The following is a 21,190-nucleotide window of genomic DNA, read 5'->3' as shown; positions in this document are numbered from 1 at the left end:
AGGGGGTCCACAGGGCTCCCCAGCAGTAACCTGAACTGGGAGAGTTCCATCTTTGCAGATTGTTTCTAAGTATTCGTGGGCCTCGTGCATAGCGCATCGCAATCCTCCTTAGTGCCTGGTTGGCTTCCTCCGGAATCCAAACTCCCTTCCAACCAGGCCATCGGTCGTGCTTTCGACGCTAGAGGAGCTGATTGGCGTGAGCTGGATCTCGGTGCTACTGATCTCACAGAAGCACGCCTTTGTCGTGTCGATTTAAGGGGAACGAATCTGAGTAGATGCACACTCGATGGAGCCGATCTGCGACTGGCTCGATATGACGGCATGACCATCTGGCCAGACAACTACGAGTTTCGAGGTTCCGGTGCAGTAGGACCCAAGGCCAAGTTAAGCGGCCACTTTCTCAATAGCGCCGATCTTTCCGGCATGGACCTGAGCGGCTCCCTATTGATGGGTGCATACCTCAGCGGTGCAGATCTCAGCGGTGCTTGCCTCAGAGGAGTGCGCCTGGCAGGAGCAGATCTGCGTCATGCTGTGCTGCGCGGTGCTCTTTGCGAAGGGGTGCGTTTCTCAGGTTGCCAGCTGGATTATGCCGATTTTCGCGGGGCGAATCTGACCGATGCTGACCTTTCCGCAGCCGAATCGATCCGTGGTTCCGACTTCACGAGCTCATCAGGGCTGGACTCTATTCGAGAGACCTTGATCGGACGGCCGTTCCAGGAGCTGGACTGTTGGAACCCGCTCACTCGCCGTACGACCCGCGACAGCCTGATGACCTAAACATTGCCGCCTGCATGTATGGACCATCACCCTCCCACAGACCATGTCAAGGTCGGCGTGGTTCTCCTGAACCTCGGAGGCCCTGAGCGGATCGAGGATGTCGCCCCGTTCCTCTACAACCTGTTCTCCGATCCGGAGATCATCCGACTGCCGACCCCGGTGTTGCAGAAGCCCCTCGCTTGGCTGATCAGCAGCCTGCGCAGCAACAAGTCCAAGGAGGCTTACCGCTCCATCGGCGGCGGGTCCCCCCTACGCCGCATCACCGAGCAGCAGGCCCGCGAACTGCAGAGCGAACTGCGGGGGCGAGGCATCGAGGCCACCAGCTACGTAGCCATGCGTTATTGGCATCCATTCACCGAGTCGGCCGTGGCCGATATCAAAGCGGACGGGATAGATCAGGTGGTGGTGTTGCCTCTCTACCCCCACTTTTCGATCAGCACAAGCGGATCCAGCTTTCGAGAACTGCAGCGCCTGCGCCTGGCCGATCCAGGCTTCGCAAAGCTTCCGATTCACTGCATCCGCGGTTACTACGACGACCCCGGCTACCTAGGGGCCATGGCCGAACTGATCTCTCGGGAGATTCAGGCCTGTCCCGAGCCCGGCAGCGCCCATGTGTTCTTCAGCGCCCATGGCGTGCCCAAGAGCTACGTGGAAGAGGCGGGCGACCCCTATCAGAACGAGATCGAGACCTGCGCCCGCCTGATCATGGAAAGACTGGCCGGCGACCTGGGCCACTCCAACCCCTACACCCTGGCCTACCAGAGCCGTGTGGGCCCAGTGGAGTGGCTGAAGCCATACACCGATGAAGCCCTACATGAGCTTGGTGAAGCAGGCGTGAAGGATCTGGTGGTGGTGCCTATCAGCTTCGTGAGCGAGCACATCGAGACTCTCGAGGAAATCGACATCGAATACCGGGAGATCGCCACACAGGTCGGCATCCTTAACTTCCGCCGTGTACCGGCCCTCGACACCACCCCCTCCTTCATCCACGGCTTGGCCGATCTGGTACAGCAAGCCCTGGCCGGACCGGAGATAAACCTTGACCAGGCAGCCACACTTCCCACCAAGGTGAAGCTGTATCCACAGGACAGGTGGGCCTGGGGCTGGAACAACAGATCGGAAGTGTGGAACGGGCGGCTTGCTATGCTGGGATTCTTGGCAATCCTGATGGAATTATTGAGCGGCAATGGACCTCTCCACGCCATCAGACTGCTTTGAGGTAGGGCATCACTACTCTCAATTTTAACTACATAGTTTAGCTTTATTAAGAACTCAGTGGGAGCCTGCAATGGTGTTTGATCATAACAGGGTCACTCAAGTTCTGCGTTCACAATGGCTTTTGGTCCCGCCTCGCTCCTCGGCGTCGAACGGTTTGACAGCCAGGACCCACTTGAACTGCTACCAAACGATACGGACGCCAAGAAAGAGCAGCTCATCCGTGCCGTGTACCGGCAGGTTCTCGGAAACTCCTATGTGATGGAAAGCGAGCAGCAGCTGGTCCCCGAATCCCAGTTCAAGCTGGGGGAGCTGAGCCTGCGCGAGTTCGTACGCAGCGTTGCCAAAAGTGACCTGTATCGTGCTCGTTTTTTTGATTCCTGCCCTCGCTACCGCTACATCGAGCTGGCCTTCCGCCACCTCCTGGGTCGGGCCCCAGCCGACTTTGCCGAGATGCGCGTCCATGCCGAACTTCTCGATAGCAAAGGATATGAAGCGGATATCGACAGTTTCATAGATTCAACGGAGTATCAGGACACCTTCGGTGAGTGGACAGTCCCCTACCACCGTGGCTGGAAGACCGAAAGCTGCAAAACCATGCAGGAATTCACTTGGAGCTTCCAACTGCTCCGTGGTGCCAGCAGCAGTAGCTTCAAAGGCAATCTTTCCGGCAAGGCAGCACGACTAGGTGGCAATGTCTATGTGAATCGCCCACTCCCAGTCGTCCCTCCCTCCTCCACGGATACACAAGGATGGAGCTTCAGGCCTTCTGCCAATTTCCAAGACGCCGCAACGCGACTGGGCGTCGGCGCCGGCCAGGAGGGTCGTATCTATCGGGTTGAGGTAACGGCCTACAGGGCCAACTCAATTCGGCCGATTTCACGCTACAAAAAGTCCAATCGGACTTATTTCGTCCCCTTTAACAAACTGTCCCAAACCTATAAGGAAATTCACCGTGAAGGAGGGGTGATTGCCAGTATCACTCCGGCCTAATTAACGGACTACTTTGTTTTCTCTTTGCCGACTCCCTCGCCACTGCAAAACCATGTCTTCCCAGTCCGTAGCCCTGAGCTTTGGTGCCACCACTCTCCTCGATGCACCTGCTTCTTACAAGCCCGGCGCCGATGAGACGAGCCTCAACCTCGTGATCAGCGCCTCTTACCGGCATGTGTTCGGCAACACCATGCCCATGGAAAGCGAGCGTCTTGACGCTGCCGAATCGCAACTACGCAACGGCACAATCTCCGTACGCGATTTTGTCCGCTGCCTGGCCAAGTCACCCTTCTATCGTGCACGCTTTTACGAAGCAGTTACGCCTCACCGTTCGGTTGAACTGGCCATCAAGCACCTGCTGGGGCGTCCTCCCATCGACGAAGCTGAAGTGGGCACGCACGTAGCGATAGTCGCCAAAGAAGGCTTCGAAGCGGATGTCGACGCCCTGATCGATTCCGACGAGTACGCCTCGGCCTTCGGAGAACACACGGCGCCGCATATCCGTTCCTGGAACAGCCCAGAAGGGGCAGCACAGTCGTCCTTCAATCGCATCGCCTCGCTGGAGCAGAACTTCGCTGGCAGCGATAACGCAATGGGGTCACGTAGCCAGTTGCTGACCAGCCTCGCAATGGGACAGCCAATCACCATTCGTCTGCCGGCACATGCTTACCTTACCCAGTCCGGAAGAAGCCTTTCTGGCTCGGGTATGAGCAGTAGAGGAGCCTTCGCTCCTGTGCGCCGCAACAGCAGCGATGGCGGTGATAGCACAAGCCTGAGAGGTGATCTGTATGTGGGCTTCGGTCTTGGCCAGCGCAGTCAGGAGGTCTTCCAGCGTTGCCAGGGAGACACTGCCGACCAGATCCAGGCACTGATCCGTGCCACCTACCGGCAGGTGATGGGTAACCCTCACCTGATGGAAAGCGAGCGCGTGCTCACCTCAGAAAGCAAGTTCATCGAGGGTTATCTGAGCACCCGTGAGTTCGTGCGTTCCATTGCCTGCTCCCAGGAATACCGTCGCCGCTTTTTTGAATCCAACGCTCCCTATCGTTTCGTAGAGCTCAACTTCAAGCACCTGCTCGGCCGCGCACCAAACTCCCAGGCGGAAGTGAGTGAACACATCCGTCTGCTGGCTGAAAAAGGCTATGAGGCAGACATCAGCAGCTACCTCGATAGCACCGAATATCAGACGTACTTCGGTGAAGATACAGTTCCCTTCCCCCGTATCCAGACGGAGAATGGCCGCGAGCAGATCGGATTCAATCGCCAACTGTCTCTGGTGGCGGGATATTCAAGCAGTGACACCATTCAGAATTCCTCAAGTCTGGTGAATTCACTGGCGGCCAAAGCGCTCCCTGCCGGATGGAGCAACACAACCGTGCGGATCAATCGCTCGAGTGTCTTCAGCGGCTCTGTCGATCCCACCACAAAAAGGTATCGGATCGTTGTACAAGCGCAACCAGCTGGAGGGCGCCAGCGCACCCCGAATGCCAGCTATTTGGTATCCGGCAAGGACATGACGACCCAGCTGGGTTATATCCATCGCCGTGGAGGCCGAATTGTCTCAATCACGGAAGTGGCCTGATCCAAGCAGGGGCCGTCTGCCCGGCTGGCTCGCTGAGCAACCTGTCCATTCCTTTCTCTCCCCTGACTTCAACTGTTTTCTCTTTGCCATGCCAGTGATCACCAGACAAGCAACAACTTCAGTGCAAGATTATGCCCATGCACAGATGGTGCTGCGCTCCGCCTACCGCCAGGTCTTCGGCAATGCCCATCTGATGGATGAGGAGCTGGTATCAACTGCTGAAAGTCTCTTCCTCCAAGGGGACCTCGCAGTCCAGGGACTGGTTGCAGCCTTGGCCTGCTCAGACACCTACCGCCGGCTCTTCCTCGACAAGAATGGGCCCTACCGCTTTGTGGAGCTCAATTTCAAGCATCTGCTGGGAAGGGCTCCCCGCGATCAGGCCGAAGTGAGCGAACATGTTCAACGCTTAGCCAACGAGGGCTATGAAGCCGAGATAGCCAGCTATGTTTACTCCCCGGAATACATAGGAGCCTTCGGCTTCGACACGGTGCCTTACTGGCGCACAACTCATACCCAAACCGGGGAAAGCAACCTCACCTATACGCGTTCATTAAAACTCAAGGGGGGAGAAGCTTCCTTTGACGGTAGCTCCTCTTCCAAGCTTCAGGTCAGTCTTGCCACAGGTGACGCCCCTTCCGTTGCCGTTCGCGGCGGCAGAGGCGGCAGCACGAACCGGAATGACAGACGCTTTCGGATCAACTGGACTACCGCCTCGCCTAGCGGACTCAACCGCAGGGCTGTGCAGGTCTCCATTGTTCCGTTTAGCAGTCTCACTTCAACGCTGCAAAGCCTGCAGCGACGTGGAGGTTCCATTGTATCTGTTACAAATGATTAAATGACAACCCCCGCCTCTGGCTAGAATAGATGGTGGCGGCGGCTCTGTGCCCAAGTGCCATGTGAGCATGCAGCTCCGAATCACGCCACCTTCCCCCCCATTCGTGCGCTCAACCTTCTCGCATGGAACAGCAGTTGAATCGCCAGTCAGCCCCTGTAGAGCGACAACCCTCTCACCAAGGTTCTTCCATTGACATGATGATTCATAGCCTGGTGAGCATGGTCCAGGCAGGCAGACCAAAACCTTCCGCAAGTCACGGATCGGGTCTCCTTGTTCATGACCATTGAGCGTTTTTTAACTCGATCGCAAGGCCAGTGGCGGTCGATGCGTTCAGCCCATTCGCTTGCCTTTCGACAGTTTGAAGATGTGCTCAGTCATATCGATATTGTACTGTTATCGGCAGACCATCCAGATGTAAGCGACATCCTAATCCGAGAATCCATAGACCCCGCCACTATCTTCTCTCCATTCCAGATGTCATGGGAGGCAGAATCGGACTGGGAACCAGACGACCCTTCCGCTACATCCAAGGGATCCTGTATTCTGATTCCCATCCCTGAAAATGATCGGGCTGGAAAGCTGATCCGTAGCGTTGGCTATGCTGAAACAGAGAGCGCGGCTTCAACCTATCACTTTCTTGACGACGATACCTTCGTCCTCCACACTGCTTATGGCCAATCCATTGCCGAAGAACGAATCTGGTTTATATCCGAACACGTCCGCTGTCGCTCCTCTGTTCTGCGTACATCAGCCGGGTCTGGAGTGCTGCAAACATCCTTTGCTTCTGAGGTAAGGCGGATAGCAACAGAATGATAGATGCCACACAAGCTGTCCACTTCGTAAAGACTCTCTCAGGCCGATTTAGCAATCATGAACAGGCCCAAGCAGAGCCTACAAAGTTTTCCCACATCAATATTTTTTTTAGGCCCCTTGCTTGGAATCTTTTTCAGGGCCCTTGGTTTTACTCCGAGCAAAGTTACGATTACGATCCTTGGAGGCCATACCGACAAGGGATTCATCACATGGTGGTATCCGCCGATCATATTCTCATGCTCAATTTTGGGCTCCGCAACGGCTTACGTTGTGCTGGCGGTGGTTCAAAACCCGATCTCTTGAATGGGTTAGAACGGGAGGATCTGCTGCCTCGACCCGGCTGCGCGATGGAATTCCGTGCCACGACTAACGATCGTTACTGCGGTGAAGTCGAGCCGGGCTGCCAATGTCTTATTCCGCGAGGAGGTCAAATGACCTATCTTGTGAGTGAAGTTGAGTTTGATGATTACCATTGGATCAGCAGAGATCGCGGCTTCGACCCTGCCACCCATACCTATCGCTGGGGCTCCGAACATGGCCCACTCCGCTTCAAGCGGCTGGAACGTTACGCTGATCATCTCGGCGCTGACTGGCTGAGGGACAATCAAGCTGCTCAAATCGAAACGGCATGAGCAAGCACAGCCCAGAAAAGCAACTTCAAACCTGGATTCGCTCCCAACACTTGATCTGCAATGGCACAGACTTCATTTTTGAAACGGTTGATCAGAGCTTGATTGATCGATTTGAATCGTGCTTGACAGCACTTGGTGGACAGGTCCTGTCTGTCAAGGATGTTGGCCAATGGCCTATGGGCCCACGCCGGAGCTTCAAAATCCTCAGAGCCGTTGCGAGAGTCCCACGGCCTATGTGCAATGAAACTGTCAGCTACTGGGCAAACCATGGAAGCAACAGAACCCGCTATTCAGAGATCAGCCAGTAGCGCACGGACTTGCTTTCTTTTGCTTTCTACGTAGAGATCAGGATCAGGACTCAGGATCATTTCCGCTAAGCCGGAAACGCCATTGACGGATCCCTGCTTGACTAATTCCTGCATAGCCATCAAGGCAGTATATCTACACTCCCAACTGGATTCCTCCTGCGCATCCAACAAATCTGGTAGATGTGATGACAGACGTTCAGGATTTAAACGCAACAGTGAGAGAATAGCGGCAGGACGAGACTTCACAAATTGTGGCCTATAATTTTGAATGGCGCTTTCACAAAGGTCCTCCACTCTATCCTGCGCATCTCCCCAGCCTGCAATCCGCCCGAACAGCCGCAGGAAGAAATAGTGGGCTCCATAATCGTTATGAGCTTCCTCCAGCCAACGCTGTTCTAGGAGATGCCAGAGTGACATCCCAGAATGAGTGCTCACGGCTTGAAGAGCAAGATAGCAACGACTGAAGTCGGTACCAAACAACTCATTGATCAGAAAGGAAATCTCTGGTACTTCGTCATAGCGATGAACAACCTGGACATCTTCCGGCTGATCCAAGAGCAACCTATCCAGCGTTTCCAGAAGCGACAGGCCCTGATGAAGTGGCTCAGCTTCCGGCCAAAGCAGCCGCAGAGCTCGAAGCCGAAAGACTGAGGAGACCGGCGCCTGCAGAACCTGGGGAAGCAGCTCTGCGGCCCTGGAATTGATCACATCCTGGATCGCCGACTGTCGATCCATCTGGTTGGCAAGAAACAAGTGCTCTGCCAGCTCACTGACTCTCTCATGGCTTCCCGAGAGGGTGGCGACGGCCGCCAGAGCAGCCCCACGCACTCCTGGTACTTCATCATCCTGAAGGAGTTCGATCGCCGGAAGGGCCTCAATCACCCCTAAGCCGGCCAGACTCTGAGCCAGTATGCGCCGGTTCTGCCCGGTATCTGACAACAACATGATCATCTGGTTCAGGATATGTTGATCCCGGCAACCCAGTTGTTGCAGGGCCCACGCTGCATTTTCTACCAGATAGTGATCCTCACTCAGGAGACAACTGCCGATGCTTGGAATGGCATCCTTACAGCCAAGGCGCGCCAGCACCTCCACAGCCTTACGCCTGGCCAAACGAGTGGGTTGACTGTCGTCGTCGTCGTCATCAAGTAGATTCAGCAATGCCTGCTCGGAACGCTGACCGGGAAAATTGATCATGTGGGCTGCCGCCATGTAGCGATCGCTGCCTGACTCAAGCTGCTCCACCGGCAAGGCAAGAATGCGCAATGCCTCATCGTGACTGAGGCCGGGATGGAGGTTGTTGAAGCGACCGGAATCGCCCATCATTGTCACCCAGATCTAGCGATACTCCATTGTCCCATTTACGCGTTCCCTTTCCCCGGTTTGTCCCCTAAAGAAGCGTGTTGTATACGATCATTGCGAAAGGAGGAACCAACGAGACTTTTCGGCATGATGCGATCCTCTCGCACAACATGCCATGGGACCATCTCTCACCGACGCACTCGTCGTCACCGTGGCCTATCCGCAGACTGCCCAACGCCTCTCCACCAGAGTTCTGAGGATTCCACTGCAAAGCCTCAGCAGCATGATGAATGGCCTCCACCAGCAAGGTGCCGTCGTCACCCATGTGGGCGCATCCATCGCCGAACATTCGGACTCTGCTCCCACAGCCGCAGAGAACACCCCGGAGGACAGGCCATCACGTAAACGTGCCAGCAACAAGAAGGGGTGAGGGGGGCTCTTCAAGCGAGCCCCTGGCCACTCACAAGCCCTCTGCAGGATCAAGCAGCAGCTCGAAGACACCATCGGCAGGTCGGCCCGCCTTCAGGGCTTGCCAGTTGATGGACGCAAGAAAAGCATCGGCATCCACCGTCTCCACGATGTCAACCCCCCAGGCACCCAGCTCCAGTGGAGATCCGGGTGCAGCTGGCATGTCCTTGCGGCCGCCCAGAGCCAGAATCGTATGGTTCGTATCGTGTCCGTGGTGCTGCCGCAGCAAGGCCCAGCCCTTCAAGAGTTCCCTGGCCAGCGCCGTCGAGTCTGCTGGGCTCTCGATCCTGATCAACCAGTGAGGATGGGACAGAGCCTCGGCCTTGGTGATGCTGGCGCAGTGAAGCGGCAGCCCCTCAGCCAGTTGTTTGGCATCCCATGGCGGCACAGATCCACTCTGAACCTGCAGGTTGTGGGACAGCAGAAATGTGGTCATGGGAGTGCTTGGAAGCTTGGCATGTTACTTGCCACGTCACCAGTCACCACGATGGCTTCCATGCTGAGACAATGACCCATGCTCCTCCCAGAAGCCTTGAGCAGCGAGCCCACCGGCGTTCCAGCCACACCTCCAGCCGTCTTCCTCAGCGAGTCAGAGGCCTCCATGCTGGCCGCAGATCTCAAGAAGCAACTTCGTTCAGGTGAACGCCCCCAAGGCGACGAGATTCTGATCGAAAAAATGGTGGCAGGGCTGGGAGATCCACGTGGCCTGATGCGTCTCACGTTCGCCGAAAGCCTTGGTGCGATCGGCACAGCAGCCGTACCGGCTCTCTGCCACGCACTGCGCACCCATGAGAATGTGACGGTTCGCCGTGCAGCCGCGAAAACCCTCACTCTGATCGCTGATCCTGAAGCTCTGCCTGTTCTGGTTGATGCCCTGCTGAACGATGGGGATCCAGTGGTGCAGGGATCGGCTGTCGGCGCAATGGCCGCCACCGGAGAGTGTGCCGTGGATGCGCTCATTGCTGTTCTCTCCAGCAGCGAGAGTAGCTCCATGCATCTGGGCCTGGCCAGTTGGGGGCTTGCCTTCGTTGGCGCCCAGGCACCCGCTGCCCTGCGACGCGCCGCACGGTCCTCCCACACCGAGGTGAGGATCGCAGCCATTGCTGCTCTTGGTGAGCAAATTCAGTCTCTCAATGACCAGGAAGCCCGAGAGCTGGTGATCGAGGCTCTTGGCGATTCCGCTGAACTCGTACGAGCCGAAGCCGTCATCCTGCTCGGGAAACTCCACGAGCCGACCTGGGCAACTCCTTTACTGAAACCCTTGCTCGGTGACAACTCGGCTCAGGTGCGCAAGAACACGGCCCTCTCTCTGATGAAACTAGGGGCGATTGACGCCCTACCAGATCTGGAGTCAGCTGCAGGCAGCGAAGCCAGCCCTGAAGTGAAACCCATCCTGAACCTCTCTATTCAGCAACTGAGGCAGCATCAAGAGGACAGCAAGGAAGGCTGACGCCCACGCAGATCCTCAACCCTTACCAGTGCGGAGGACACAGACTCCCGTACATACGCGTCGGTGCCCTCACAGGCTGCCAACTGGGTCAGGCAGATCGAAACATCGGGATGATCGATGTTGGCGAGGGCATTCACCGCTGCCACAGCTTGAGCCTCGTTGCTTCCCCGGCAGACTTGGATCAACAGCGGAAGGGCCTGTACCCCTACCTGGCCGAGGGCCATCACTGCTGCAATGGCCACCACAGGGGACTCGTCATCCAGGGCGGTCTTGAGGACAGCCATGGCCTCGCTATGGAATTGAAGGCCGGGGAGATTGGAGGCGATCTGGGCATAGGCCTTCACGCAACTGGCACGAACGGTGCCATCGCAGCTGGTCTGATATTTCTGTGCCAGCGGCAGCATCGCCTTCTCCCCGAAAGCACCCAGGGCTCGCACGGCAGCCCGCCGTCGAACAACGTCCTCATGATCGAGCAGGAGGATAAGACGCGGCAGGGAAGCCTCGGAGTGGTGGCGGACCATGGCCAGGAAGGCCTCGGTCTGCACGTAGGGATTGGGATGCGCGAGATCGACGAACAGCTGATCAAGCGCGGTGGCGCTGGTGGCAGGAGCCATCGAGAGGAGGCGTTGGGAGGAAGGAGTAGCCATAAACAGAAAAAAAGGGAGGCCCAAAGGCCTCCCCACTGCAGATCAGACCGACCTCAGGAGAGGGAGTTGATGGCGTAATCCAGGTAGCTCTTGAGCTCGTTGAGAGCCTGGGGGCTCATGTCGCGGGGGGAGCAGGCGCGGTCACGGGTGTAGGTGAGTGCCTCCACGTAGGCCGAGGTGGGCAGGTTGAGGGTGCGGTACACCTCACGAGCTCCTGCGATGCCCCACTCGTCGAGGGGGCCGGTGCCGCCCACCACGAGGCAGTAGTTGATCAGGCGCAGGTAGTGGCCCAGATCGCGGTAGCACTTGTCGACCTTGGTCTGGGTGCTGCCAGCTTCGCCTTGCTGCTTGAGGTAGGGGTACTTCTTAAAGCAGGCATCGCCGGCTTCACGGGTAACTTTTTCCCAACCATTCGCCAGCTTCTCAGCGGCTTCCAAGCGGGCCGCGGCGCGCTGGATGTTGCCCTGAACGGCCTCGAGGTCGTTCTGGCTGGGGAAGCGACCGGCGGCGTCAGCGGCGGTCACAACGGTGGTGACAACTGATTTCATCGAATGTTTCCTGTGTTGGAGGGTGAAAAAGTGAAAATGGACAACTCAGCCGATCAGGCGAGTGCGCTGGCCACGCGGTCAAAGTAGGAAGCAGCTTCGGCCACCAAGGCGGAGCAGTCACCCTGGATTGTTTCCATCTTGCGGAAACGGGTCTCGTCAGGATTGGTGCCGGTGGTATTGGTCTCGTTGATGTGGGCGGTGGAGGATGCCTTCATGATGGACACGGCACGAGCAGCCGACTGAAGGGGCACACCCAGAGCGATGTAGGTCTCCTTGAGGCCGTTCAGGCAGCGGTCATCCAGCACAGACGGATCACCAGCAAGGAGTGCGTAGCTGATGTAGCGCAGCACGATCTCTCCATCGCGGAGGCAAGCGGCCATGCGACGGTTGGGATAGCAGTTGCCGCCAGCCTGGATCAGACCAGTGTTCTCACAGATCATGCCAGTGACAGCATCAGAGACGATGCAGGAGGCATTGGAGGTGATGGCGTTAACGGCATCAAGCCTCTTGTTGCCCTCGGCAACGTAATTGCGAAGCGTGGCCAGTTCACCGCTGCCGATGGCAGCATTTTTGGCGTCAGCACTGATAACTGTGCGAGAAAAGGCGTCGAGCATGGGGGCAAACCCGGACTAGGGAAAAGTTGGAAGGAGCTTCGTGCATTACTCAAGCGGCTCTGATTGCTACAGGAGAAATCAGGAAACCATTGATCGCGCTAGTCCCGAGGACCGAAGCTCCATGAAGTTACGCGGAGCCCCTGGCAACCCTCCCTATTAAACGCGTCACGCAAGATTTCTTGATGCGAACCAGGCCGGCCATGCGCGCGATGGTGGCAGCCGACAAGACCCCACGCAGGAACAGGGGTCCCCAGAGTCATGACCCTGGTGCCGGGAAGAAGCAGGCCCTCACCGAAGAGCGTATTTCACATTTTCTTCTGCTTCGGATGGCGGCGGCGGGTGATCTGGCGCGCTGGTCATGGCACGCGTCAGCCGGCTTCGTACCCTGATCGGCAGGACTGCGCCACTCCATGTCAGAACCCAGCCTTCAGGAACTGAACGACTCCATCGAGGTCCTTGCCGCCTACAGGGATCGCCTAGTGGCTGATGTCACGGCCATGGGCCAGCGTCTCAAGCTCCCCCAGAAGAAGGTGGATGCCACCCTCGCCTCCCACGCCGAACTGCAGCGCATCGAGGCCGTCCTGACACAACTGCTCAGCCAACGGGACACCAGCTCTTCCACCTGATCCAACCCTGGGCTCAGCCGGCGGTGGCTGGATCAGTCGCGACACATCGCCACCGATTGTTTTCAAGAGTTTCCTTAAGGCCCTCCGGCTGATGGACGTATTCAGGGGGTGGGCACTTGTAGCGTTCAAGACTGCCCTCTTCCGCCTCCCTCCCCATGCCTGTCGCACTTGCTTCCCAATTGAGGGAGGGAACCAAAAAAGCCCACACGATGGCCGAGAACACCGGTTTTGTGAGCTGCTTCCTCAAGGGGGTGGTGGACAAGGCCAGCTACCGCACCCTGGTGGCCGACCTCTGGTATGTGTACAGCGCCATGGAAGAGGCGATCGGCAAGCTCACCTCTCATCCAGTGGTCGGGCCGATCGCCTTCGCCGAGCTCAACCGCCGCGAGGCCCTTGAGCAGGATCTCACCTTTTACTACGGAGGCGACTGGCGCCAGAAGATCCAGGCCACACCTGGAGCTCAGTCCTATGTGGCCCGTCTGCATCAGGTGGCCAAGGACGCCCCAGAGCTGCTGGTGGGCCATCACTACACCCGCTACATCGGCGATCTCTCCGGCGGCATCATTCTCAAGAACATCGCCCAGAAGGCGATGAACCTGAGCGAGCACGACGGCCTGCGCTTCTACGAGTTCGACGCCATCGCCGACGAGAAGGCGTTCAAGACCACCTACCGCGCCACCCTCGACGCACTGCCGATCGACCAGGCCACCGCTGATCGCATCGTGGCCGAGGCCAACGAGGCCTTCCACTGCAACATGAGGATGTTCCAGGAACTGGAAGGCAACCTGGTGGCGGCCATCGGAAAGGTGCTCTTCGGCTTCCTCACCCGTCGCCAGCGGGCCGGCAGCACCGAGGCTGTCGCCGCCTGATTCGATGCAGACCGCACCACCGTTGACCATGGCGGAGTTCCTGGCCGCCAGTGCCGGTACCTGGTTGACGCGCCGCGCCGTTCACCATCTCGATCATCAGGACGATGAAGCCGGCGATTCCAACCTCACAATCGAGCCATTCGAGGCCTCCGATGCGGTGGTTCAGCGGGTCTGCGACAGCCTTGGGCTGGCCTCAGCCCAAGTGGCGGGCGGAGCTCGCTTCTGGTGGGAAAGCAACCTCAAGGAGGGGAGCCGCAGTGACGAGCAGGCGGCCGTGCTGGTCGATGTGGTGGATGACCAGAATCCCCGCCAGGGATTTCTACTGCGCGACAAGGGCTACATCGAGAAGCAGCCGGTGATGAGCACCTACTCCTTTGCCGATGACGGCCTGTTGACGATTACCACCCGCTATGACACAAATGTCGGCGTGGAGCGTTGCTGGTTTGTGACCGAGGGGGTACGAATCCGTGTCAGCAGTGTGCAGTTTCTCGATGGCGTCAGCATGACAACCTATTGCACAGAGCTGCGCTGCCCCAGCACCGATCAGCTGGAAGCCATGTCTGCTAACGCCCAGAGTCGTTTCCACCTCTCCACCCCAGCGACTGGCCACTGAGGCCTGATCCTCCCCATGTTCGACTCCTTCCTCGATGAGCTCCATGCCGGGATCAAAGCCAGGGGGGCAGAGGCTCTGTCGATCCCGGACGGCTTGGCGGAATGCCGCTCTGCCAAAGGCAACAGCGTCATCCGCAGCTGGCTGTGGCACTTGCCCGGCATCCGCCGCTGGCGGGTGACCCGGCTCGATGCAGGGGACAGTCTGCAGGTGCTCAACTCAGTGGCCTATCCCGCCTTCAGCCGCGACCAGCCTCTGCTGGGGATCGATCTGCTCTGGTTCGGCACACGCCAGAAACTGGTGGCCGTGCTCGATTTCCAGCCCCTGCTTCAGACCCCGGACTATCTGGATCGGCACCTCCAGGGGCTGCATCGATTGCACGACCGGTTTCCTGATCTCAGTGGCGAGGAGACCATGCGCTCCTATGACCCGCACCAGTACTTCTCCCCCTGGCTGCTGTTCTGCCGGGGGAACGCTGAACAGGCTCAGGGAGCCTTGCCCGAAGCGTTCGGTGCCTTTCTCTCCCAGTACTGGGCCCTGCACGACAGCCCCGCCACCGGCCTTTCCCTGGAGCCTGAGGAGGTAGCCCGTCTGCAGAACGCTTACGACATCTACAGCGCCGAACGTGATCCAGCTCACGGTCTGTTCACCAGCCATTTCGGCAAGGCCTGGTCGGACCGTTTCCTGCATGAGTTTCTATTCCCCGGGAGCAGCCAGGCACCCGATCCGACCCCCGAGCTAGCCCCATGACTCCTTCCTTGCCGACCCACCCGTGCAGCCTTGATCCAGTCACCCTGCCCGGATGGAGATGGGGGCCTTTCCTGGATCACGCCGTGGAGGCCCTTCAGCCTCTGCGGCCTGAGGCCTACCCGATCGAGCCCCGTTTTCTGCGGCGTGAAGGTGTCACCGGTTCCAAAGCCCACCCCGTCGCTGTGACAACGTCCACCTGGGCGTGCAGAACTGACAAGCTCCGGCAGGTTCGGGCCGCGTGCGTGGAGGCCGGGGTGGCCGCCTCGGTGCTGAATTTCGTGGCCAATCCCTCCAGCAACTTCGATCTTCCCTTCTTCGGAGCCGATCTGGTCACTCTGCCCTCGGGCCATCTGATCGCGCTGGATCTTCAACCCGCACTCAAAAAGGATCAGGCCCACACCATGCAAGTCTGGGAGCGTCTGGTGCCGCTGTGGGAGAACTGGACGAAGCTTCTGCCTTCAGGGGGGCCGATTCCATCGGAAGCGGAGCCCTACTTCTCTCCAGGGTTCCTATGGACGCGCCTTCCCCTCGGCAAGCAAGGAGATGAGCTGATCCGCTCAGCCGTTTTTCCGGCCTTCGTGGCCTACTTCGATCTCTATCTCCAGCTGGTGGCGGAAGCCACTCCTGTGGAGGAGAAGCGCTGCGAAGAACTGCTGGCAGGCCAGCAGCGCTATGTGGCCTACCGGGCCGAGAAGGACCCAGCACGGGGCATGCTCACCCGTTTCCACGGGGCCGAGTGGACTGAGGCCTACATCCACGGGGTGCTCTTCGACCTCTGAGGTCAGCCCTGCCGGCAGAAAGGGGCGGCCGTGTCAGCCCCCACATCCCACCCATGCGATTGCGGGATCGTTTGTCTGGTTCGGGCTCGATCGCTCAATGGCTGCATCCCCGTAGCCCTATCACCGGGACAGGACTTCACTTCGGGCATGCTCCTTGGCCTGATGCACCACCGCCAGGGCATGCCATGAGCCTGTTCGCGGGTCAGGCCACTCCTCGCACCGAAGGGTGCTGGATCATGCGGAGTGGCGGCGAAATCAACTTGGCCGAAGCGCAGCTGCCTGCTCGCCATTCGCGCTTACGCCGGCAGCTCTCGCCTTTGATCAGGATGCTCATGCTGCGGTCCACCAATCGGCAGGCCGGAGCCACCGGCATGGCGCTGACGGGGAGGACGTTGTCTCACTCGCTCAACGGCTGGTTGCTGGGAACCAGCAGGGATTTCCGTCATCAGGAGTCGTGTGAGTGATCAGTGGTGTCAATCGCACCATCAATCTTCGATTCGATAGACGCTGAACTCCTTGGTGACAGACCTGTCTTCGCTGGCTCCAGTTCCTGCAGGGCCCAAGGTCACCTGAAACCACCATTGGCGACAGTCATCGCTGCGCCGCTTCACCTTATAGCTCCGCATCTCCTGGTCCTTGAGGGCCAGAACGAGGGCGTCGCCACTGCAACCTGAACAGGTCACCTGAAGTTCCTCAAGTCCCTCCGCAGTGATCCGGTAGCTGGGCATTGGAACGGCACACCTCAAACCATCATCTCAAGTGAGGCCGACCAGCAGACCACCTGCATGGTGACAAACAGTAGCCTTCGCCACACGTCCTCAACAACTCTAAGCTAAACTTTACGAAATGCAACAGTCGCGTGACTTCCTCTCCAGACCTGGCCTCGCTTTACCAGCTGCTGGCCAAGAAGCAGCGTCCCATCCTGCCCTCAGGTGAGCAAAGGGCCATCCTGGGCTGTGGCTACGTGGGTGAAGCGGTCGCCAAGACCTGGAGGCAGCAGGGACATGAACTCTGGGGAACCACAACCCGTCGTGAACGCTTGAATGAATTGGCTGAACTTGTTGATACGCCGGTTGTTTTTGATTCCTCGGACTCCAGCAGTAGCTTAGATTTTACCAAAAACCTTGATGGAGTACTAGTGTCCTTCGCTCCCTCAAAGAGTGCTCATGTTGACATTAATCAATATCGGAATACGTTCCTTGGAGGTTTAGAATTATTAATTGATGCGTTAAAGCGGCGGTCAAGCGAAACACCGCTTCAATTAGTCCACTTGAGCAGTTGTGGCGTTTATGGAAATCGACGCGGAGCAATGACTGACGAAAACGCCCAGCTCGACTGTCTTCACCCCGTCAATGAGGTTCTGGCAAGAGCCGAAGAAATGATTCAATCAGTCCGCTCAAAGACAGTCAACGTCTGCATTCTAAGACTAGGCGGTATCTATGGCCCAGGCCGTGATATTCCCGGCATGCTCCTTTCAGCCGCTGGCAGCACGATTCAGCGCAATGGCCAGAATGTGCCGTGCTGGGTCCATCTTGATGATATTGTTCGTGGAATAAATTTTGCTTTCGAGCACAAACTCAACGAAATTTACAATTTGGTGAATGATACTCAGTACACCGGTCAGGAGCTTACCGATCGCTTGTGCGAACTGGCTGGCCTGCCTACAGCAAAATGGCTGTCGGTGGACACGACCGATCGAGTGCTCAATGCGAGAGTGAGTAATGCCAAACTCAAGCGACTCGGCTTCACGTTGACTCAACCTTCCATGGTGGGCTGATAACGCCGTTCAACCCAACGAGTCAGCTGATGCTTCTCATCGTATTCAATGATCAGATGTACAAAGCTCTTGGCACTTAACATGCATCCAAAATTCAGATCAAATGGTCCTTGATGCAAGCTTCCTGGCACACTACACATTAGGTTGTCAGCAAAATAGCCGTTGACATCATGCTTTTGAAAGCTTCTGGAAGCGAACCCCGCGATCGGACGTTTTGGAGGTGCGTTCTCAGGCCACTTGCCGGGTCTTAATTCCTGCTCCATACCAGGCCAGCCTGCTATGGCCTGGAATAGATTTTGCTGAGAATCTGGACCGTCCCGAACGGGATCTACACAAGCTCGCTGGCAGCGAAAGGGTGTCGCGGCCAAGGATTGCAAGACCATACCATATTCTTCCTGCCATTGGTACAGAGCAATGATCATGGAGCGGGAGCGGGAGGTAAAAAAATTAATTTCATGCCCTGCACGGCCCGCACTTCCGTCCATTTCCAGACTTGACTGACCAGCTGTATCTTGAAAATGCCAACAGTTGTTGCTTAAGTTGTAATTATGTTTCTGCAAAGGAAACTTGCGTTCCCCGTTAGAAGCAAATCGCAAGCCTGTTCCATGCCAAAGTCCCGTGTTGGCATCTGAAAATGATATTGCATACATCGACCCAGCTGGATCTGATTGTCCACGGGTCAGATCCATTCCAGCGCTCTCTCGCCCGTACCAGGTCGTCACCCCCTGCCAGTCGCCATCGAAGCTGGCTCGCATCAGATCCCACTGATGCTCAGCTCCTGCGTTGCTCTGGTTGGTCGTGCTTGCCATGGTGCTCAGCCCAGAATCAGGATCCCCATCGCCTGATTCTCTCAGGACGCAGGAACGCCCAGCTGAAGGTGGACCTTTGGAGGTGACGTTCGGCACTACCGGCTTGGGGTGGCGGAGCTGCTTCTCATGTCTGAGCAGGCGAGAAGCCCCTTGCTCAGATCAGCCTGCAGTGCCCGTAGACGCAGTTTTTGGAAGGGCTGGGTGGGGCCCACCCGCTGGTGGTCTTAGACAAGAATGGTCATCAGATTATAAAAGGTACTGATTCCGAGTAGGGGGCGCCTAACGCATAAGATGCTCACCAGATCGCTGATAGACCAGGCAATTCAGGAGAAGACTTTGACCTTTCTACCCGCAAGAGCATAAGCCTCGCCAGCAAGCGGAAACACCTATGTTCAGCCAAGTAAGTAGCCACAATACCAAGCCACAATTACAGACGAAGTGCTGTTCTCCACTATGTTTGTCTGCATGGATGTCTTCGCATCAATGGCGATCTGCACCCTCTCCCGGCAGGTGTTGAAGCAGTGCCCCTCGAAGCAGGCGTCTGCTGACCCAGTGGCTGGGAGGGAGAGCATGGGCCTGGAAAAGCCGGATACCGGCGGTTTCTCCCAAGACCCAGCTCCAAAGAAGCGATCCCGCCGCCGAGTGCTCATCAGGGCATGGGGAGATCGGGCCCACCGGGTGGATGCAGTGGCAACATCAAGGGCTCCCCTCTCCACCGTGCGGGCCATGGCTGGCACTGCTGATCTGGATTCCGCCATGGCCACAGCCGGCGAACCCATCTCGGAGGAGGAAGCGTTGCAGCGCCTACGCCAGAGCGAGGATCAATCCCATCAGTACTACGCCGCCTGGTGGCTGGGCCGAATGCGCAGCCGCCATCCAGAGACAGTGCCCCTGCTTCGGGCGGCCTTGCGTCGGCGTCAGCCCCGTGCGGTTTCGTCCGGTGTGGAAGAGAACGCCGTGGCCCGCAATGCTGCCCGGGCGCTGGGGAAGCTGGGGGATCCACAGGCAATCCCCGATCTGCTTGCTGCCCTTGAGGACGAGGACGACGGGCTGAGGGAAGCGGCGGCGCGAGCTCTTGGGGAACTCCGTGCAAGCGAGGCCGTTTCGCCGATCTGTGCCCGCCTGGCCAGCGATCAGGCCGGGCAACCCCTTCCCAGCAGCCTGAGGTTACGAGAACCCTGCGAGGCCCTGATCGAGGCCCTCGGGGACATCGGCGTAGCCGCTGCCGATGTGGTGGCCGCGATCCAGCCTTTCGCCACCCACGAGCGGCCCCTGATCCGCAGCGCCGCCGCGAGGGCCCTGTTCCAGCTCACACAGGATCGGCGCTGGGGAAACAACCTGATCGAACTGCTTGAACATCCCCAGCTGCAGGTCCGACGTTCCGCCCTGATGGACCTGGGCGCCGTGGGTTGGCGAGCGGCGCTCGAGCCGATCCGGGACACCTTTGCGGAAAACAGCCTCAAACTGATCGCCCTGCGGGGGCTGGTGGAACGGGGCCAAGCCCCCCCTGACACCGAGACTGTGCTCCGGGCGATGGACGACTTGCTTTGAGTAAGACAGCAGCCGATGGGCTGGGCTTGATCAGGCCCTGGATCAGAGCCGTGGAGCGCGCCGACAGCGCGGAAGGGTTGCAGAAGGCGACCGAAAATCTGGCTGGAGCCCTCGCTGCTCTGGCGAAGGCAGATCATCAGGGTGAATCGTCCTGCGATCCCGAGGGCCTGGACGCGATTGATTGCCTGCTCCAAGTGCTTGGATTCAACAATCCTGGCGCCGCTGTGGCGGCTGTGGATGGGTTGATCGCGATCGGCCCCCCTGCTGTGGAGCCGCTACTGGGCAGCCTCGATGAACGGAACTACGGAGCTCGGGCCTGGGCGGTGCGTGCCCTCGCAGGTATCGGCGACGTGCGTGGACTCGACCTACTCGAGAGCGCCCTGGCCTGCGACATCGGGACCAGCGTGCGGCGAGCCGCGGCCCGGGGCCTGGGTCAGCTCCGCCTTGAGGCCCTGCCCCAGATCGATCAAATCAACGTAAGGCAGCGTTGCCTCGACGCCCTTCTGGGCGGTCGCGGCGATGGCGAATGGGTGGTCCGCTACGCCGTGGCGGTGGGACTGGAGCGACTGCTGCTCGGCATGGGCAGAGCAGAGCCTGGGCATCGCTCCGGACTGCAGGCCCTGCAGAAGCTGGCCGGCGAGCCCGGGGACGACACCCCGGTGGTGCGACTGCGGGCCGGGCTTGCCCTGAGCCGCCTCGCTGGCGGGGTGGGGGGCTGATGGAGCGCTCCCGTCTGTTGTTCGTCTGCCTGGGCAATATCTGCCGCTCCCCGGCCGCAGAAGGGGTGTTCCTGCACCACCTGCAGCTGCGTGGTCTGGAAAAATCCTTCAGTGTCGATTCGGCCGGCACGGGCAACTGGCATGCCGGTCAGCTGGCCGATGCCCGCATGCGAGCCGCGGCTGCCGGGCGCGGCATCCACCTGCCCAGCCGTGCCCGCCAGATCGTGGTCGCCGACCTTGATCAGTTTGATCACATCCTCACCATGGATGACGACAACCTGGCGGCGGTCCAGGCCATGACCCGGGGCCGTAGATCCAGGGCCCAGATCAGACCGATCACCCAGCACTGCCGCAAGCACCGGGTTCGTGAGGTACCCGATCCCTACTACGGGGGCGCCGCTGGCTTCGAGGGGGTGCTGGATCTGCTCGAGGATGCCTGCACCGGCCTGCTCGACGACCTGCTGGCCACCAGCTCCCCCTCGAAGCCAGCGGAACGATGAGCCGACGGCTGGCTGG

At 58.6% G+C, this 21,190-nt stretch carries 26 protein-coding genes and 1 pseudogene; 21 read left to right on the top strand and 6 right to left on the bottom strand.

Annotation, left to right across the window (positions count from 1 at the left end; all coding sequences use genetic code 11):
* Window positions 1-75 precede the first annotated feature (75 nt).
* From I1E95_RS17260 to I1E95_RS16925, 9 genes and pseudogenes are all read left to right on the top strand, one after another.
* Window positions 76-258: pseudogene (locus tag I1E95_RS17260) on the top strand (hypothetical protein); the annotation flags it as partial.
* A 63-nt stretch (window positions 259-321) separates the two neighbouring features.
* Complete coding sequence (locus I1E95_RS10915) at window positions 322-777, top strand: pentapeptide repeat-containing protein (RefSeq protein WP_322782643.1); 456 nt, start codon at window positions 322-324, stop codon at window positions 775-777.
* 18 nt (window positions 778-795) lie between these two features.
* Entirely contained in the window at window positions 796-1,995 is a 1,200-nt protein-coding gene (gene hemH / locus I1E95_RS10910) for a ferrochelatase (RefSeq protein ID WP_185464125.1), read from the top strand.
* A 114-nt stretch (window positions 1,996-2,109) separates the two neighbouring features.
* Entirely contained in the window at window positions 2,110-2,985 is an 876-nt protein-coding gene (locus I1E95_RS10905) for a phycobilisome linker polypeptide (RefSeq protein WP_197162225.1), read from the top strand.
* 52 nt (window positions 2,986-3,037) lie between these two features.
* Window positions 3,038-4,567 (top strand): phycobilisome rod-core linker polypeptide, encoded by a 1,530-nt coding sequence (locus tag I1E95_RS10900; protein WP_197162223.1) that lies wholly within the window; start codon window positions 3,038-3,040, stop codon window positions 4,565-4,567.
* On the top strand, window positions 4,530-5,402 hold the full coding sequence (locus I1E95_RS10895) for a phycobilisome rod-core linker polypeptide (protein ID WP_322782338.1): 873 nt from the start codon (window positions 4,530-4,532) through the stop codon (window positions 5,400-5,402). The genes I1E95_RS10900 and I1E95_RS10895 overlap by 38 nt, the downstream gene beginning before the upstream one ends.
* A gap of 276 nt (window positions 5,403-5,678) precedes the next feature.
* The gene (locus I1E95_RS10890) at window positions 5,679-6,215 is read left to right on the top strand and encodes a phycobiliprotein lyase (protein ID WP_197162221.1); all 537 of its coding nucleotides are present in this window, start codon (window positions 5,679-5,681) and stop codon (window positions 6,213-6,215) included.
* Window positions 6,212-6,847: a chromophore lyase CpcT/CpeT gene (locus tag I1E95_RS10885; protein WP_197162219.1), complete on the top strand. Its 636-nt coding sequence runs from the start codon at window positions 6,212-6,214 to the stop codon at window positions 6,845-6,847. The genes I1E95_RS10890 and I1E95_RS10885 overlap by 4 nt, the downstream gene beginning before the upstream one ends.
* On the top strand, window positions 6,844-7,155 hold the full coding sequence (locus tag I1E95_RS16925; protein ID WP_231594573.1) for a CpeR family transcriptional regulator: 312 nt from the start codon (window positions 6,844-6,846) through the stop codon (window positions 7,153-7,155). The genes I1E95_RS10885 and I1E95_RS16925 overlap by 4 nt, the downstream gene beginning before the upstream one ends.
* On the opposite strand, the gene I1E95_RS10880 is transcribed toward I1E95_RS16925, so the two are convergent.
* Complete coding sequence (locus I1E95_RS10880) at window positions 7,138-8,481, bottom strand: HEAT repeat domain-containing protein (RefSeq protein ID WP_231594572.1); 1,344 nt, start codon at window positions 8,479-8,481, stop codon at window positions 7,138-7,140. The two genes, I1E95_RS16925 and I1E95_RS10880, sit on opposite strands and share 18 nt — an antisense overlap.
* A gap of 151 nt (window positions 8,482-8,632) precedes the next feature.
* Between I1E95_RS10880 and I1E95_RS10875 the strand changes: the two genes are divergently transcribed.
* Window positions 8,633-8,887 carry a hypothetical protein gene (locus I1E95_RS10875; RefSeq protein ID WP_197162216.1) on the top strand — a complete coding sequence of 85 codons (255 nt, stop codon included), beginning with the start codon at window positions 8,633-8,635 and terminating at the stop codon, window positions 8,885-8,887.
* Between the two features lie 30 nt (window positions 8,888-8,917).
* Here I1E95_RS10875 and I1E95_RS10870 read toward each other — a convergent pair whose 3' ends face one another.
* On the bottom strand, window positions 8,918-9,361 hold the full coding sequence (locus I1E95_RS10870) for a DUF2656 family protein (RefSeq protein WP_197162215.1): 444 nt from the start codon (window positions 9,359-9,361) through the stop codon (window positions 8,918-8,920).
* 78 nt (window positions 9,362-9,439) lie between these two features.
* Between I1E95_RS10870 and I1E95_RS10865 the strand changes: the two genes are divergently transcribed.
* A complete protein-coding gene (locus I1E95_RS10865) occupies window positions 9,440-10,375 on the top strand; it encodes a HEAT repeat domain-containing protein (protein ID WP_197162214.1) in 936 nt (311 codons plus the stop codon).
* Here the strand turns inward: I1E95_RS10865 and I1E95_RS10860 are convergent.
* The 3 genes from I1E95_RS10860 to cpeB all read right to left on the bottom strand — a co-directional run bounded on the left by I1E95_RS10860 (window position 10,351) and on the right by cpeB (window position 12,184).
* Window positions 10,351-10,989 carry a HEAT repeat domain-containing protein gene (locus I1E95_RS10860; protein ID WP_197162213.1) on the bottom strand — a complete coding sequence of 213 codons (639 nt, stop codon included), beginning with the start codon at window positions 10,987-10,989 and terminating at the stop codon, window positions 10,351-10,353. The genes I1E95_RS10865 and I1E95_RS10860 overlap by 25 nt on opposite strands.
* Before the next feature lie 86 nt (window positions 10,990-11,075).
* Entirely contained in the window at window positions 11,076-11,570 is a 495-nt protein-coding gene (gene cpeA / locus I1E95_RS10855) for a class 1 C-phycoerythrin subunit alpha (RefSeq protein ID WP_197162212.1), read from the bottom strand.
* A gap of 53 nt (window positions 11,571-11,623) precedes the next feature.
* Window positions 11,624-12,184 carry a class 1 C-phycoerythrin subunit beta gene (cpeB, locus tag I1E95_RS10850; RefSeq protein WP_197162211.1) on the bottom strand — a complete coding sequence of 187 codons (561 nt, stop codon included), beginning with the start codon at window positions 12,182-12,184 and terminating at the stop codon, window positions 11,624-11,626.
* Between the two features lie 410 nt (window positions 12,185-12,594).
* Between cpeB and I1E95_RS10845 the strand changes: the two genes are divergently transcribed.
* The 7 genes from I1E95_RS10845 (at window position 12,595) to I1E95_RS10815 (ending at window position 17,595) form a co-directional block, all read left to right on the top strand.
* Entirely contained in the window at window positions 12,595-12,810 is a 216-nt protein-coding gene (locus I1E95_RS10845) for a hypothetical protein (protein ID WP_185464135.1), read from the top strand.
* A 155-nt stretch (window positions 12,811-12,965) separates the two neighbouring features.
* On the top strand, window positions 12,966-13,679 hold the full coding sequence (locus I1E95_RS10840; RefSeq protein ID WP_185464136.1) for a heme oxygenase (biliverdin-producing): 714 nt from the start codon (window positions 12,966-12,968) through the stop codon (window positions 13,677-13,679).
* 4 nt (window positions 13,680-13,683) lie between these two features.
* Window positions 13,684-14,292, top strand: coding sequence for a phycobiliprotein lyase (locus I1E95_RS10835; RefSeq protein ID WP_231594571.1), 609 nt, complete (start codon window positions 13,684-13,686; stop codon window positions 14,290-14,292).
* A 15-nt stretch (window positions 14,293-14,307) separates the two neighbouring features.
* Window positions 14,308-15,039, top strand: coding sequence for a 15,16-dihydrobiliverdin:ferredoxin oxidoreductase (locus I1E95_RS10830; RefSeq protein ID WP_185464137.1), 732 nt, complete (start codon window positions 14,308-14,310; stop codon window positions 15,037-15,039).
* Entirely contained in the window at window positions 15,036-15,818 is a 783-nt protein-coding gene (locus I1E95_RS10825) for a phycoerythrobilin:ferredoxin oxidoreductase (protein ID WP_197162210.1), read from the top strand. The genes I1E95_RS10830 and I1E95_RS10825 overlap by 4 nt, the downstream gene beginning before the upstream one ends.
* A 185-nt stretch (window positions 15,819-16,003) precedes the next feature.
* Window positions 16,004-16,282 (top strand): hypothetical protein, encoded by a 279-nt coding sequence (locus I1E95_RS10820; protein WP_197162208.1) that lies wholly within the window; start codon window positions 16,004-16,006, stop codon window positions 16,280-16,282.
* Between the two features lie 395 nt (window positions 16,283-16,677).
* Window positions 16,678-17,595 (top strand): NAD-dependent epimerase/dehydratase family protein, encoded by a 918-nt coding sequence (locus I1E95_RS10815; RefSeq protein WP_197162206.1) that lies wholly within the window; start codon window positions 16,678-16,680, stop codon window positions 17,593-17,595.
* On the opposite strand, the gene I1E95_RS10810 is transcribed toward I1E95_RS10815, so the two are convergent.
* Window positions 17,574-18,404: a hypothetical protein gene (locus tag I1E95_RS10810; protein ID WP_197162205.1), complete on the bottom strand. Its 831-nt coding sequence runs from the start codon at window positions 18,402-18,404 to the stop codon at window positions 17,574-17,576. The genes I1E95_RS10815 and I1E95_RS10810 overlap by 22 nt on opposite strands.
* Before the next feature lie 726 nt (window positions 18,405-19,130).
* Between I1E95_RS10810 and I1E95_RS10805 the strand changes: the two genes are divergently transcribed.
* Genes I1E95_RS10805 through I1E95_RS10795 form a run of 3 tightly spaced genes read left to right on the top strand, consistent with a single transcriptional unit; the run spans window position 19,131 to window position 21,174 of the window.
* On the top strand, window positions 19,131-19,955 hold the full coding sequence (locus I1E95_RS10805) for a HEAT repeat domain-containing protein (RefSeq protein WP_231594570.1): 825 nt from the start codon (window positions 19,131-19,133) through the stop codon (window positions 19,953-19,955).
* 50 nt (window positions 19,956-20,005) lie between these two features.
* Window positions 20,006-20,674 carry a HEAT repeat domain-containing protein gene (locus tag I1E95_RS10800; protein WP_322782334.1) on the top strand — a complete coding sequence of 223 codons (669 nt, stop codon included), beginning with the start codon at window positions 20,006-20,008 and terminating at the stop codon, window positions 20,672-20,674.
* Window positions 20,674-21,174: a low molecular weight protein-tyrosine-phosphatase gene (locus I1E95_RS10795; protein ID WP_197162203.1), complete on the top strand. Its 501-nt coding sequence runs from the start codon at window positions 20,674-20,676 to the stop codon at window positions 21,172-21,174. The genes I1E95_RS10800 and I1E95_RS10795 overlap by 1 nt, the downstream gene beginning before the upstream one ends.
* Window positions 21,175-21,190 lie beyond the last annotated feature (16 nt).

Origin of the sequence: Synechococcus sp. CBW1107, assembly GCF_015841355.1 — a bacterium.
GTDB lineage: Bacteria > Cyanobacteriota > Cyanobacteriia > PCC-6307 > Cyanobiaceae > Regnicoccus_A.
The sequence above is the reverse complement of the archived record's forward strand: the minus strand, read 5'-3'. Positions and strand labels throughout refer to the sequence as shown.